The sequence below is a fragment of the Streptomyces rhizosphaerihabitans genome (assembly GCF_025399795.1).
Classification (GTDB): domain Bacteria; phylum Actinomycetota; class Actinomycetes; order Streptomycetales; family Streptomycetaceae; genus Streptomyces; species Streptomyces rhizosphaerihabitans.
Genome location: NZ_JAODTZ010000021.1, coordinates 79,771 through 93,511, shown reverse-complemented (window position 1 = coordinate 93,511; position 13,741 = coordinate 79,771). Strand labels below are relative to the sequence as shown.

12 protein-coding genes are annotated in these 13,741 nt (G+C 71.0%); 4 read left to right on the top strand and 8 right to left on the bottom strand.

All coding sequences use genetic code 11. The features are described 5' to 3' along the window. The first annotated feature begins 196 nt into the window (after positions 1 to 196). A complete protein-coding gene (locus N4G66_RS21910) occupies positions 197 to 913 on the top strand; it encodes an IclR family transcriptional regulator (RefSeq protein ID WP_261705848.1) in 717 nt (238 codons plus the stop codon). 344 nt (positions 914 to 1,257) lie between these two features. After that, the gene (locus N4G66_RS21905) at positions 1,258 to 1,710 is read left to right on the top strand and encodes a flavodoxin family protein (protein WP_261705847.1); all 453 of its coding nucleotides are present in this window, start codon (positions 1,258 to 1,260) and stop codon (positions 1,708 to 1,710) included. Between the two features lie 47 nt (positions 1,711 to 1,757). Here the strand turns inward: N4G66_RS21905 and N4G66_RS21900 are convergent, their stop codons facing one another. After that, positions 1,758 to 3,401: an FAD-dependent monooxygenase gene (locus N4G66_RS21900; RefSeq protein WP_261705846.1), complete on the bottom strand. Its 1,644-nt coding sequence runs from the start codon at positions 3,399 to 3,401 to the stop codon at positions 1,758 to 1,760. Positions 3,402 to 3,616: 215 nt separating this feature from the next. On the opposite strand from N4G66_RS21900, the gene N4G66_RS21895 reads away from it, so the two are divergent. Then, entirely contained in the window at positions 3,617 to 4,213 is a 597-nt protein-coding gene (locus tag N4G66_RS21895) for a hypothetical protein (protein ID WP_261705845.1), read from the top strand. Positions 4,214 to 4,410: 197 nt separating this feature from the next. On the opposite strand, the gene N4G66_RS21890 is transcribed toward N4G66_RS21895, so the two are convergent. Next, positions 4,411 to 5,571: a PP2C family protein-serine/threonine phosphatase gene (locus tag N4G66_RS21890; RefSeq protein WP_261705844.1), complete on the bottom strand. Its 1,161-nt coding sequence runs from the start codon at positions 5,569 to 5,571 to the stop codon at positions 4,411 to 4,413. 185 nt (positions 5,572 to 5,756) lie between these two features. Then, positions 5,757 to 6,212 carry a hypothetical protein gene (locus N4G66_RS21885; protein WP_261705843.1) on the bottom strand — a complete coding sequence of 152 codons (456 nt, stop codon included), beginning with the start codon at positions 6,210 to 6,212 and terminating at the stop codon, positions 5,757 to 5,759. Positions 6,213 to 6,431: 219 nt separating this feature from the next. On the opposite strand from N4G66_RS21885, the gene N4G66_RS21880 reads away from it, so the two are divergent. Further along, positions 6,432 to 7,079 carry a TetR/AcrR family transcriptional regulator gene (locus tag N4G66_RS21880; protein WP_261705894.1) on the top strand — a complete coding sequence of 216 codons (648 nt, stop codon included), beginning with the start codon at positions 6,432 to 6,434 and terminating at the stop codon, positions 7,077 to 7,079. Between the two features lie 540 nt (positions 7,080 to 7,619). Here the strand turns inward: N4G66_RS21880 and N4G66_RS21875 are convergent. The 5 genes from N4G66_RS21875 to lpdA form a co-directional block, all read right to left on the bottom strand. Then, entirely contained in the window at positions 7,620 to 9,182 is a 1,563-nt protein-coding gene (locus N4G66_RS21875) for an MFS transporter (RefSeq protein WP_261705842.1), read from the bottom strand. Positions 9,183 to 9,534: 352 nt separating this feature from the next. Continuing rightward, on the bottom strand, positions 9,535 to 10,257 hold the full coding sequence (locus tag N4G66_RS21870; protein ID WP_261705841.1) for an FAD binding domain-containing protein: 723 nt from the start codon (positions 10,255 to 10,257) through the stop codon (positions 9,535 to 9,537). A gap of 251 nt (positions 10,258 to 10,508) precedes the next feature. Next, the gene (locus N4G66_RS21865) at positions 10,509 to 11,342 is read right to left on the bottom strand and encodes an ABC transporter ATP-binding protein (RefSeq protein ID WP_261705840.1); all 834 of its coding nucleotides are present in this window, start codon (positions 11,340 to 11,342) and stop codon (positions 10,509 to 10,511) included. Between the two features lie 148 nt (positions 11,343 to 11,490). Beyond that, on the bottom strand, positions 11,491 to 12,225 hold the full coding sequence (locus tag N4G66_RS21860) for a DUF1345 domain-containing protein (RefSeq protein ID WP_261705839.1): 735 nt from the start codon (positions 12,223 to 12,225) through the stop codon (positions 11,491 to 11,493). A gap of 18 nt (positions 12,226 to 12,243) precedes the next feature. Then, a complete protein-coding gene (gene lpdA / locus N4G66_RS21855) occupies positions 12,244 to 13,644 on the bottom strand; it encodes a dihydrolipoyl dehydrogenase (protein ID WP_261705838.1) in 1,401 nt (466 codons plus the stop codon). Positions 13,645 to 13,741 lie beyond the last annotated feature (97 nt).

The window sequence follows — 13,741 nt, the reverse complement described above, 5'->3', positions numbered from 1 at the left end:
CGGACCGCTCCGGGCATGACCGGCCCGGGGCGGCCGGGTGCGTGTGTCGCACGGACGGCCGGCCTCCGGACCGCACACGGGGAAGTGATCGGGGGAGTGTGACGAGTCGATGGACACGCATGAGAGGCGACGCACGGAGACAGCCGGTACGAGGGGTTCGGACAGGTACCCGCCACGGCCCGCGGACCGTTCGGCCGTGCCGGTCGCCGTGCCGTCCGCGGACACCGGCGGACGGAGCGTACTGGAGGGCGCCTTCGCGTTGTTGGGAGCGTTGGAGCGGGTTCAGGTGGCGGGTCTGACCCGGCTGGGGGCGGACTGCGGCCTGCCCAAGACCACCGCCTACCGGCTGTTGGAGCAACTGGTGGACCTGGGAGCGGTGGAGCGGTGTGCCGGCGGTTACCGGATGGGGCCGAGGCTCTTCCGGCTCGGTCAGCGGTGGCAGCCGCACCCCGGGCTCAGGGCGGCCACCTGGGAGTCGGCCCGCCGACTGGCGCAGATGACCGGCGCGATGGTCGGGGTCAACGTGCTGCGGGAGGGGCAGACGCTGGTCCTGGACTGGACCGCCGGCGCCCCTGACGCCGTACGCGATCAGCTGCGCCTCGACGTGGTGTGGCCGTGGTTCACCGCGGCGGGCAAGGTTCTGGTCGCCGGGGCCCCTCCCCGGCTGCCGCTGGGCCCGCAGCCCGCCACCTGGCACCGCGAGGCGGCCGTCATCCGGGAGGAGGGCGTCGCCTTCGACCGCGAGGAGCTGGTGACGGGCGTGTGCTGTGTGGCCGTGCCGCTGAAGGGTCCGGGCGGTGCCACGGTGGCGGCACTGTCCGCCGTCACCGATGCCGGGCACCGGCTGGACCGCCTCGCCGATGTGGTCCAGCGCGCGGGAAGGACGATCAGCGCGGGGCTGCGGGGGCGCTGACGGTGAACGCCCGGCTTTCGGGCCACAAAAAAGCACCGCCTCCGGTATGACCGGAGGCGGTGCTTGTGGAGCGCCGGGCAGGCCTTGCACCTGCATTTCCCCGCAGGAAGCGGGGCGTCTTTCCTTGGACCACCAACGCCGGGCTCGTCACCGAGTGATCGGTGCGGGCTCGAAAATGAGCTTATCAGCTCTTCAGGGTGTCTTGCGCCGACCCCGCCGGCCGACCGGCCCCCGCACGCCTTGCGCGTGCGGCGGAGGGTTCGAGGGAGCCTTCCTCGGCTGGTCCGTCGGCTCGGCGGGGTGGTGCTTGCGGTGGTGGCGGGCGGCGCGGCAGGGTGCGGGGTGTGCCTACTCTGCTGATCGTGCATCACACGCCCTCGCCCAACTGCCAGGCCCTGTTCGAAGCCGTGGTCTCCGGCGCGACGGCGCCCGAGATCGAGGGCGTCCGGGTGGTGAGGCGGGCCGCGCTGGAGGCGACCGCTTCGGATGTGCTCGCCGCCGACGGCTATGTGCTCGGCACCCCGGCGAACCTCGGCTACATGGCGGGCGCGCTGAAGCATTTCTTCGACCAGGTCTACTACCCGTGCCTGGACTCGACGGCCGCGCGCCCCTTCGGCTACTACGTGCACGGCGGGAACGACGTCACCGGGGCGGTGCGCGGCATCGAGTCGATCACGACGGGCCTCGGCTGGCGCCGTGCGGCCGAGGCGGTGAAGGTGACCGGCGAGCCGGGCAAGGCCGACATCGAGGCGTGCTGGGAACTCGGCGCGACCCTCGCGGCCCAGCTGATGGACTGATCCTGTCGAGGTGGGGCGGCCCTGTCGCGGCCGCCGGGCGGGGGCCGCTACGTCCCGGCGTTCGGGGCGAACGTGCGGGCGAGGTGGGCCGTCAGCCGCGCCGCCGTCGGTGGGGAGAGGCGGGCACCGATGTACCCGTCCGGGCGGACCAGGAAGGCCGTCACTCCGTCGGAGACCTCGTAGAGACGGGCGAATTCGCCGAGTGTGTCGACGTACACCGGTGGGCCGGAGGTCTCGGTCGAGGTGCCGGCGGGCCGGATCACGCACGTGTCCACGCGTCCCCCGGAGATCTCCCCCGCCGCGTCGGCGAGTCGCGTGCCCCGCTCGCCGTCCCCGTACAGCAGCAGGACGTGCCCTCGGTCGCGCAGGAGGTCGTACAGGCGCAGGGGAAAGGCGGCGATGTGCGCCGAGAGTCCGCCGCAGTCCGGTGCCCGGTCGCCCGGCTGGAGGCCCGGTTTCCCGGACGCCGGGTCCACGAGCGGGCTGCCGCGGTAGCCGACGAGGAGTTGGGCCTCGCGCAGCATCATGGTCCCCGGGTCGGTCCGGTCGGCCTGAACACCCTGAGTGGCGTGCCGGACCGTGCGCTCGACGACCTCCTCACCGACGGGCCGCCGCTCGGCGTCGTAACTCGCCGCCAGGTCGCGGTGCGTGCCGCCTCCGACGGCGAGGGCGAGCTTCCAGGCCAGGTTCCAGGCGTCCTGGATACCGGTGTTCATGCCCTGGGCGCCGGTCGGGGGGTGGATGTGCGCCGCGTCCCCGGCGACGAAGACACGGCCCTCGCCGTAGCGGTCGACGATCCGGTGGCTGATGCGGAACACGGAGGACCAGCGCAGGGACGAGGCGGTCGTGGGCTGCGGGGAGAGCCGGTCCAGCACCGCCTGGATGTCGGAGAGCGCGGGGGCGTGTCCGTTCTCCAGACCGTGGACGATACCGTCGGCCGGCCCGGCCGGCCCGTCCCGCCGTCCCGCCGCGGAGAGTTCGGGCGGGACCATCATCGACATCCGGTACCGTCCCCGGCCGGGGAGCGGGATGCACACCAGCAGGTCGTCCACCTCGCCGTCGGCGTCCCGGTGCATGGCGCGTACCCCGTACCCCGACGGCAGGTCCCAGTCCACCTCCACGTCACCGAGCATGTACTCCTCCGGGAACGCGCTGCCCTCGAAGGTGAGACCCAACTGCTTGCGCACCGTGCTGTGTGCGCCGTCGCAGCCCACCAGGTAGCGTGCCCTGAGCTCCTCCTCGGCCCCGGCCGCCGACCGCAGCGCGACGGTCACGCCGTCGTCGTCCTGGGTGAACGTGACCAGTTCCGTGCCCCGTTCGATCCCGGTCCCGAACCGCGTGAGGAATCCGTCGAGGACGCGCTCGGTCTCGTACTGCGGCAACGCGGCGAAGCCGTACGGCACTTCGGGCGGCAGGACGAGGTCGATCCGGGCCTGTTCGACGCCGTTGACGTACGCCAGCTGCCCGTACATCGGCACCGCCGCCTCCAGGGCCGTGCGGGCGAGCCCCATGTGGTCCCAGATCTCCAGCGTGCGCGGCTGGATGCCCACCGCCTTGGCGTAGGGCAGCCGTGCCGGAAGCCGGTCGACGATACGGCAGCGCACCCCTCGCCTGCGCAGCTCCGCGGCGGCTGTGAGACCCACCGGGCCCGCGCCCGCGACGACCACGTCGGTTCCGAAGGTGCGCGCCACGGGAGCCTCCCTGCGTACGCCCCCTGCGTCGAGTCGATCACTTCCATCGTGGCCCCGGGGCGACAGGCCTCGCTACTCGAGCACCGGCGCGGGAATCCCGTGCGCCTGCGGGCGCGACGGCTCATCGGATGCGAACGGAGCAGGTCGAAGCCACGATGGTCGAGAGTGGAGGGGCATCGAGCCCCACCCCGTACCGCCCCCACGGGAGACGCGCAGTGGCAGGTACCGAACCGGGCGGACGAACGGGCAACATCTTCTTCGCGTTCGCGCCGTGGATCATCTTCGATGTCGTGGCGAGCCCCAGTACCTGGAAGTACGCGGCGCTGGCCGCCCTGCTGGCATCGGTCGTCCTGAACCTCGGTGACATCCGCCGCGGCCGGCCGAAGATCCTCGAGGTCACGGGCATCGTCTTCTTCGCCGTCCTCAGCGTGCTCGCGCTCGCCGTGGACCGGCACGACCTCATCTGGCTGGAGACCTACGCGCAGGTGGTGGCGAACGGTGTGATCGCCGTGGTGGCCCTCGTCTCCCTCGCGTTCGATCCGTTCACGGCTCAGTACGCTCGTGAGTCGACGCCGCGCGAGTACTGGGACTCGCCCGCGTTCCGGCACATCAACCGCGTCCTCACGGCGGTCTGGGGCGGCGTCTTCGTGGTGATCGCCGTACTCGGTCTCGTCGCCGTCCACACCGAGGGCTCCTCGGACTGGCTGAACTGGGTCATCCCGGTGGCCCTTCTGGTCCTCGCCGTCCGGTTCACCGAGCGCTACCCGGACGAGTACGCCGCACGGCACGGCCGCGAGCGGGCCGCTGCCTGACTGCCACATAGGCCTGACGGTCACGGAGGCCTGAACGGGCCCCTCTCCCCTTCGCCGGGTGCGAAGTCGCTTCGGCGCTGCCGCCTCGGTGTCGCGCTGCTTCGCGGTTGTGCCACTTCGCGGCTGTGCCACTTTGCGGCTGTGCCACTTTGCGGCTGTGCCACTTCGAGGCTGTGCCACTTCGAGGCTGTGCCGCTTCAGCGTTGCGCGGGGGGCGGCGATCCGTCGGCGCGGAGCCTGTGGTGGCCGTCCAGCGGACGGTGGGGGAGGTGGAGGTGGTGGGAGGCGGTGCGCTCGATGACCAGGAAGGCGGCGTCGTCACCGGGTTGGTCGCCGATATGACGTACGAGGTCGTCGTGGATCAGGCGCAGCAGGGTGTCGGGGCTGGAGGCGGGAAAGGTGGCGACCCGCTCGGCCAGGGGGTAGAAGGTTCCTTCCGGGGAGCGGGCCTCGATCACGCCGTCGGTGTACAGCAGCAGGAAGTCGCCGGCCTCGAAGGCGAACGGATCGGTGCGGTGGCTGGCCGCGGGCAGCTCGCACATGCCCAGCGGGGGCACGGGGTGCCGCGCGTGCAGGACGGTGACCAACCGATCGCGCAGGAGCAGGGGCGGCGGGTGGCCGCAGTTGATCATCTCGACCTGCGTGCCGTCGTCGGGGATGTCGAGGACGAGCGCGGTGATGAAGTGCTCGCCCGGGTCGTGCTCGGTGTCGGCCACCTCGTCCAGGTCCCGGCACACGCTCACCTCCAGGGCCGCGGTCAGTTCCGGCAGGGTGGCGTACCGGTGGGCCCCCTCCCGGAAGGCGCCGAGCACCACCGATGCCTCACCGATGGCGGCCAGTCCCTTGCCCCGGACGTCGCCGATGATGACGCGGGTGGACGAGTCGGCGGCGCGGGTGACCGCGAACAGGTCGCCACCGATCTGGGTGTCGTCCTCGGCGGCCAGATACAGCCAGGCCACACGCAGCGGGCCGATCCGGCGTGGCGGGGGCCGCAGCAGAACCCGCTGCGCGGTCTCGGCGACCGAGCGTGCCCGCACCAGCTCCCGGGCGCGCCGCTCCCGTACATGGCAGACGAACACCACCAGCGCGGAGAGCACCACCAGGGCGATGAGCTGCGCGATGTGATTGGTGGTGCCGATGCCGCCGTGCAGGACGGCGATGACCACCTGGGCGGCCACGGCCAGTGCGCCGACCAGGGCCGTCAGCATGGGGCCCGCGAGCGAGGCGGTGAGGGTCGGCGCGATGACCAGCAGCGGGCCCAGGTGGACGTCGGTGGGGGAGCGGATGTCCACCAAGGTGATCACGACGATCAACGCGAGCGGGATCGCCACCAGACCGCGGCCCGACGGTTGCTCCACGAGACGGTCCATTGACATGCGCCGGTTACCCACATGCCCCATTTTGTACCTGTTTCTACGGCCGTGGGCTCCACCGTGACGTCCACCGTCGACGAGTCCGGCGCGAGCGTCGGTTCGCGGTGACCCCGGAGCGGCCTCGGGCCGGCTCCGTCAGCGCACTGTGCCCGGTCCGCCGTGGGCGGGCCTCAGTTCCACAGCGGATAGGTGACCGTGTGCGCGTACCCGACCGGCCGGTCGTGGGTGTACACCAGCGTCATCTGCGAGTAGTGCTGCAGCTGCGGCTTCTTCTTCCACTGCTGCGGGTGGTCCAGGAGGACGACGACCGGGTACGAGTGGAACTTGCCCGCCGCGCAGTACGGCTTGCAGTCGTTCACCATGTTGACGCCCTCGGCGATCGCGGAGTTCTGGTTCCAGTGCGACCAGTGCAGTGAGACGAGGCGGCTGTTGCCGTCGCCGCAGGCCAGGATGAAGTCGGCGGGGCGCACATCCGGGTGCCAGAAGCAGTCCACGAGCACCGGGGTCGTCTGCCGCTGCTTCGCGGCGTGCGAGGCCGCGGGGGCGGCGGACGCGGTCCCCATCACTGCTGTCAGCGACGCGGCCGCGCAGACGGTGATCGCGGTCCGGATTGAGTTTCTGCGCATATCAGCTCCGTGCGGGACGCTCTGTCATGTGGCCGTCAGCGTGTCGGCTCTGTCTCGACGCTACGGCTTTGGCGTGTGATGTACCACTCATACGGATTAACGACACCATTTCGTGAGAAGTGCCCGGCGTCGGATCGGACCGGAACGGACCGGAACGCACTGGTCCACCCCGTCTCGCGGGGGCTCCCGTACGCGCCGCCGCTCTAGAATTCGTCCGTGATGAATAAATCCGGACCGCGGCGCGGACGCCGGCCGGGAGGTCCGGACACCCGGGTCGCGATCCTGGACGTCGCACGGCGCCGTTTTCTCGAAGACGGCTATCACGCGGTGACCCTGCGGTCCATCGCAGGTGAGGCCGAGGTCGATCTCGCTCTGATCAGCTACTACTTCGGGTCCAAGAAGGGGCTGTTCGGCGCCGCTCTGGCGCTGGGCGCGAACCCGGCCGAAGTCCTCGCGCGAGTCGTGGCGGAAGGGGACCTCAGCACGTTCCCCGAACGCGTCATCCGGCAGGTCCTCGCCGTCTGGGACGATCCCGTGACGGGCCCGCCCCTGCTCGCGATGCTGAAGAGCGCGATCGACGACGACTCGCTCGGCGGGCTGGTCAAAGAGGCGGTCGAGCGCGAGATCGTGGACCGGATCGCGGGCCTCGTGCAGGGCCGGGAGGCCCGGCAGCGCGCCGCCTCGTTCACCACCGTGGTCGCCGGGCTGATCGCCACCCGCTATCTGCTGCGCCTGGAGCCGATCGTTTCCATGACGGCCGATGAAGTGGTCCGCTTCGTGAGCCCGCAGCTGCGGCAGGCACTGCGCGGCCCCGGACGCCCGGCGCCGAACGCTCGACCGGCGGGACGACCTGCGCCGAGCCGCTGACCGGCGGGACGACCTGCGGCGCGCCGCTGTCCGGCGGGGCGACCTGCGCCGAGCCGCTGACCGGCGGGACGACCTGCGGCGCGCCGCTGTCCGGCGGGGCGACCTGTGTCGTGCCGCCGACCGGCAGGACGGCCTGTGTCGCGCCGCTGACCGCTGGGGGTGACCTGCGCGTGCTCCTGACTGCTGGGCGACTGTGCCGCGCCCCCCGACTAGGCGACTGTGCCGCGCCCCCGACTAATGGGGCGACCTGTGCCGCGCCCCTGACCGGTGGGGCGATCTGCACCGCGCCGCCGACCGGTGGGACGGCCCGCGCCGCGCCCCCGACCGCTGGGCGACCTGCGTCGTACTTCTTACCGTTGGGACGACCGCCGCCGCACTCCTGACCAGCAGGGCGACCGACGCCGAACTCCTGACCGGCAGGGCGACCGACACCGAACTCCCTTATCTGCCGCCCGGGTTCCGTCGTACACGGCGTGGCCCGCGGCCCGCGACGCGCCGAAGGCCGGTGCCTCGCACCGTGCGAGGCACCGGCCCGGAGGCTCAGAGGTACGAAGGCTGCTCCTTCGCGCCGACGGCCCGCGGTACCTCGAGGTCGTCGGCGGGTACCTCCGGCCGCGGAGCGGAACGCAGCAGCAGCGCGACGGCGACGGCGGCGAGTACGGCGGCCCCGGCGGCGCCCAGGAGCGCGAGGTGCATACCGTCGATGAAGGCCGTCGTGGCCCGGCCGGAGACCGGGCCTCCGACGGCGTGGGCGGCGGCCAGCGAGGAGCGCGCCGCGTCCGCCACCTCGTGCGGCAGACCGGGCAGGCTCAGATGATCGCGGTAGGCGGCACTGAGCAGGCTGCCGAGGACGGCGATCCCCAGGGCGCCGCCGAGCTCCCGCGCCAGGTCGTTCATGGCGGAACCGACGTTCTGCAGCGAGCGCGGCAGGGCGTCCGTGATGGATGTCGTCGCCGGTGTCATGGCCAGGCCCATCCCCGCGCCCAGCGGCACGAGACCGGTGGCGATGAGCCAGTACGGGCTGGACGCGTCGAGCCGTGAGAGGACCCCCATGCCCGCCGCTACACCGGCCAGGCCGGCCACCCAGGGGCCCCGGAAACCGAACCGGCCGACCAGCAGAGGGGCGGCACGGGAGACCGGCACCATGGTCGCGGCCATGGGCAGCATGGAGGTGGCCGCCATCAGGGCGCTGTCGCCCCGCACCAGTTGCAGGTACTGCATCATCACGAAGATGAACCCGAAGAACACGAAGAACTGAAGCATGATCGACAGCGAGCCCGCCGCGAAGTGCCGGTTGCGGAACAGCCGGGGGTCAAGGAGCGGGTTCTCGCGGCGCAGTTCGAAGAGGACGAATCCCGTCAGCACGGCCAGGCCCAGCACGATTCCCGCGAGCGTGACCGGGTCGGCCCATCCGCGGGTCGGCGCCTCGATGACCGAGTAGACCAGCGCGACCAGGCCCACCACGGCGAGGAGAGCGCCCCCGATGTCGAGCCGCGGCTGCTGCGGTTCCGCGGACTCGGGCACGAACAGCAGCGTCCCGACCAGGGCGACCAGGGCCAGGGCGACGTTCAGCAGGAACACCGAGCGCCACGACCAGCCCTCCAGCAGGGCTCCCGTGGCGAACAGGCCCACCAGGGCACTGGCCCCGGCGACCGCGGCCCAGACGCTGACCGCCCGCGCCCGCTGAGCGCGCGGGAACGTGCTGGTGATCGTCGACAGGGTGGCGGGCATGACCAGCGCCGCACCGACGCCGAGGACGCCCCGCAGGGCGATGAGTGTCGAGGGTTCGGTCGTCAGCGCGGCGGCGGCCGAACCGGCGCCGAAGATCGCCAGTCCCGCGAGCAGCGCCCGCCTGCGGCCGAAACGGTCACCCAGGGCGCCGGCCGGCAGCAGCAGCGACGCGAAGACGAGGCTGTACGAGTCGATGATCCAGGACAGCTGTGTCTGGGTCGCGTGCGTCTCGCGGGCGAGATCGGGCAGCGCCACATTGAGCGACGCCATGGCCGCGACCACCGCGCCGAGGGCGACGCAGGTGACCACCAGGATCAGGTTGTGACGTGCGGCCGGTGCGGAACCGGCGGCAGGGGCGCGCGTGGAGGGCATGAAGCCTGTCCTTCGTCCGAGCGGTCCGGGGGGATCCCGGTGCCTGGTCCCAGAGTCGGGAGTCCATCCCACGATTTCCACGTTGATGAATTAGGGGTGCGCTCCGGTGGCCGGTGCCGAGGGTGCGCGTTCGTACGCCGCCCCTCAGTACCGAGCCACGCGGAAGTGCCGGTCAGCGAACCGGAGAGCCCGGTACGGCGGCCCGCCGGGGGCGAGCGCGTCGGCGCCCCCGCCACCGGATCGGTACAACTGATCGGCCCCTGTTGAATTTCCCGTCCCCCTGCTCGAAGAGCTCGCGGGAGTGCGTTCCGGACCTCACGTCCACGGCGTGGTCCGGAACGAGTGCCTCTGGCTAGACATCGGCCGGTCGCGCCAGGAGATCTGTCACCTGTCGGCCGACGAGCTCCCATGCTGCGGCCGGAAGACGGCCGAAGGAGCCGTTGCGCAGTGTGCGCAGATCCTCTTCGATGCCGCCGTGGCACACGGTGCTCTCGCTGAACACCTCGTCATCGTCGCGGACGGCGACGCGGAGGCGGGTCTGTCCGCCCTCGGCGGAGTGCAGGGCGGCGGCGACGACGAGGGGCGACGGCCCACCTGCCTCGCCCGCGGCCTTGTGGTAGCTGCTGGCGATCGGTGCGCGCCAGCGCAGACTGAGCAGCAGATGGCGTTTGGCCAGCACCTCGGCCAGGTCGGTCTCGGAGACGCCTTCGGGCTCCAGGATCACCGCTCGGGCGTCCAGGACGAGTGCCGCGGGCAGCAGGCAACGCAGCGTGCTGCCGACGATGTTGCCGCCCACCGTGGCCGTCCGGCGTACCGCTCCGGTCCCCACGGTGGCGGCCGCCCGGCGCAGCACCTCCGGTACGCGCTCGTCGATACGGTTCAGTACCACGGCCGCTCCCAGGGCCTCGCGTTCGATCGTGTTGGCCTCCGGGAGGTCGCGCAGCGACATGGCGCGGTCGGGGAAGCCGTCCCGTTGCCAGGTGGCCCACACCAGCGTGGCGCCGCCTATCGGCACCGCCCCTTCGGTCATGCACTCCTGTGCTTCGGACACGGACGTGGGGAGACGCAGCAGCACGGCAGCCGACCTGCTTTCCTGGTGACTTGGCGGCGGGGTACTCGGTGTCTGGGTCAAATGACCGTCGACAGGCTCATTTTCGCCGTGTGGACGGGGGCGCGTACAGGGCACACTCCATCAACTGGTGCGCCCCGCCTGGCGAATGTGTTCACGCTGAGGGTCTTCGCCTGGGCCCGCACCTGTCCGCACTCACCGAGCGGCAGCCGCCCGCCACTTCCCTTCCCCGCGCGACGACTTGCTTCGTACCGCTGTCAACTACCCTGCCGACGGCCGGAGTAGGCAGCCCATCGGCCCTCGTGCCGGACCACGGTGATACGGCGCCCGAAACAGCTGGTCATCCAGGAATCGGTCAGGGTGTCGGCGACCGGACCGCGCGCGAGGACGCGGCCCTCGCGCAGGAGCAGGGTGTGGCTGATGGCCGGGGACAGCTCCTCCAGGTGGTGGGTGACCGTCACGGTGGCCAGTTCCGGGCGGCTCTCGGCCAGCCGCTGCATGGCCTCGACGAGGTCCTCGCGGGAGGGCAGGTCCAGGGCGTTGAACGGCTCGTCGAGCAGCAGCAGGGCCGGCTCGGCCATCAGTGCCCTGGCGATCAGGACGCGGGCCCGCTGCCCGCCCGAGCAGACTCCGTACGGCCGGTCGGCCAGCTCCTTGATGTCCAGTTCGGCGAGCAGTTCGTGGCCGCGCCGGCGCACCTCGCCGTCGTACTTCCGCCACAGCGGTTGCACGGTGCCGGTATGGCCCGTCAGGACGACGGTGTGGGCGTCGATGTCCTGCGGTACGCGCTGGGCCGTGCTCACATGGCCGATGCAGGCGCGCAGTTCGCGCACGTCGACCCGGCCGAGCCGGGAACCGAGCACCTCGACGCTTCCGGTCGTGGGGTGCATCAGCGCGCCCAGCAGCCGCAGCAGGATCGTCTTGCCCGCGCCGTTGGCCCCGAGCAGGGCCCAGTGCTCACCGGCCCGGACCGTCCAGTCGATCTCCGAGAGGATCACCTGGCCGCTCGTGTGACGGTGGACGTTCACACCGTGGAGTGCGACCACCGCCTCCCGGTCACTCACGTCTTCCCCGGTCCGCGCCTCGGCCATGTCCGGGCTCCCCTCGATCGGTCGGCACGCCCTGCACGTTAGATGTAGTGGGCATCTTGCTGCCCGGGTGTCCGCTTCGTGGACGGCGGTGCGGGCTCGCGCGCCTCGGGCGGGACGGCCGGTTCCGGCCGCGGGTGTGTGATGGTCACTACGGGAAGAGATTGACGGCACGGGCCACCACCAGCACCACGGTCACCAGGGAGACCGTGGACTGGAGCATCATCAGCATCTTGGCCCAGCGGGTCAGTGGCATCACGTCGGTCGGGCTGAACGCGGTGGAGTTGGTGAAGGAGAGGTAGAGGTAGTCCAGGAACGCCGGTTCCCAGTCCGGCGGCGCGGTTTCGGGGCTCTGCATCTGTACGAAGAGGAAGTCGGCGTACTGGTGATGGCCCATCATCCGGTCGGCCGGTCCACCGCGGTCCCACTCCCAGTACCACAGGGCGAACACGATGACGTTCGTCAGCCAGATGTTGCCGCCGGTCAGCAGCAATGTCGTGGCGTCCAATTCCTTGGCTCCGTGAATCAGGTTCTCCACCAGCCGGGCCGCCGCCCAGCCGTTGGCCAGACTGATCAGGCAGATCAGAGCCAGGCCCAGCCACCGCAGCCGCTTGTTCCGGGGCTCGACCCGCCGGGGGTTCGCGACGATGAGACCCGTCAGCAGGACCAGTTCCAGGACCGGCAGTGCCCAGGAGGGCAACAAGGTCAGCCGCTCCGGCAGTTTCAGCTGGAGGGTGACCGCCACCAGGATCGCGGCGGTCACCGCCCAGCGCGGCTCACCGTGCGTCACCCTCCGCCAGGCGGGTGCCACTTCGCGCTCGCCGGACTCCAGGAGCCGCTCGATCCTGACGAGCCGGCTCTCGGTGTCGTTCGATCTGTCGTTCATGGAGGTGATTGTGGCGCGTCACATGTTGATCATGTGACCGGCCAGCCCGTGAACGGCCTCCTTGACCGCCTCTCCGAGGGTCGGGTGCCCGTGCACATTGCGCGCGACCTCGTGGACCGTCAGGTCCCACTGCTGGGCGAGCGTCAACTCCGGCAGCAGCTCGGTGACTTCGGGGCCGATCAGATGGGCGCCGAGCAGTTCGCCGTGGCGGGCGTCGCTGAGGATCTTGACGAAGCCCGCGGTCTCACCGAGGCCGTGCGCCTTGCCGTTGGCGGTGAACGGGAACTTCGCCACCTGGACGTCGAAGCCCTTCTCCCGGGCCTGCGCCTCGGTCCAGCCGAAGCTGGCGATCTGCGGCTGGCAGTAGGTCGCCCGCGGGATCATGACGTAGTCGAGTTCCATCGTCTCCGCGTCGGCGATCGTCTCGGCCGCCACGATGCCCATCGACTCGGCCGCGTGGGCCAGCATGAGCTTCGCCGTCACATCGCCGATGGCGTAGATGTGCGGCACGCTCGTACGGCAGCGGCCGTCGATGTCGATCGCCCCGCGGTCGGTGAGCTTCACCCCGGTGTTCTCCAGGCCGTAGCCCTGTACGCGCGGCTGGAACCCGATGGCCTGCAGTACCTTGCCGGCCTCCAGCGTCTGCCGCTGGCCGCCCGTGGTCACCATGACCTTGACCGTGTCCCCGGAGTCGTCGATCGCCTCGACGCGGGTCGACGTCAGCACATTGACGCCGAGCCGCTTGTAGCGGCGGGCCAGCTCAGCGGAGACCTCCTCGTCCTCCAACGGGACGATCCGGTCGAGGAATTCGACGAGGGTGACCTCGACGCCGTAGTTGTGGAGCACATAGGCGAACTCGACGCCGATGGCACCGGCGCCCGCGATGATGATGCTGTCCGGGAGGGTGTCCGACAGGATCTGCTCCTCGTACGTCACCACGCGCTCGCTCAGCGAGGTTCCGGGGAGCAGCTTGGTGGTGGCGCCCGCGGCGATGATGCAGTGGCCGAAGGTGACCGATTCCGTGCCGCCGTCGGACAGGGCGACCCGGAGGGTGCGATCGTCGTCGAAGGTGCCGCGACCGGTGTACTTGGTGATCTTGTTCTTCTTCATCAGGTAGTGGACGCCCTTGACCCGTCCGTCCGCCACCTTGCGACTGCGGGTGAAGGCGGCGCCGTAGTCGAAGCTCACCTCACCGTTCACCTGGATGCCGAAGGTCTTGGCCTCCTGGGTGAAGATGTGGGCGAGCTCCGCGTTGCGCAGCAGTGCCTTCGACGGGATGCACCCCACGTTCAGGCACACGCCGCCCCAGTACTTCTCCTCGACGATCGCCGTGCTGAGTCCGAGCTGGGCTGCTCGGATCGCCGCGACATATCCTCCCGGGCCGGCGCCCAGGACCACCACGTCAAAGTGTGCGCTCATGGTGGCCAGCCTAGAACGCCATGCCACCGGATCGCCGATCCTGCAGGTCCGCCGGGCCGTGGCCCACGGATCCCGAGGGCCGGTTCCGGCCGAAGGC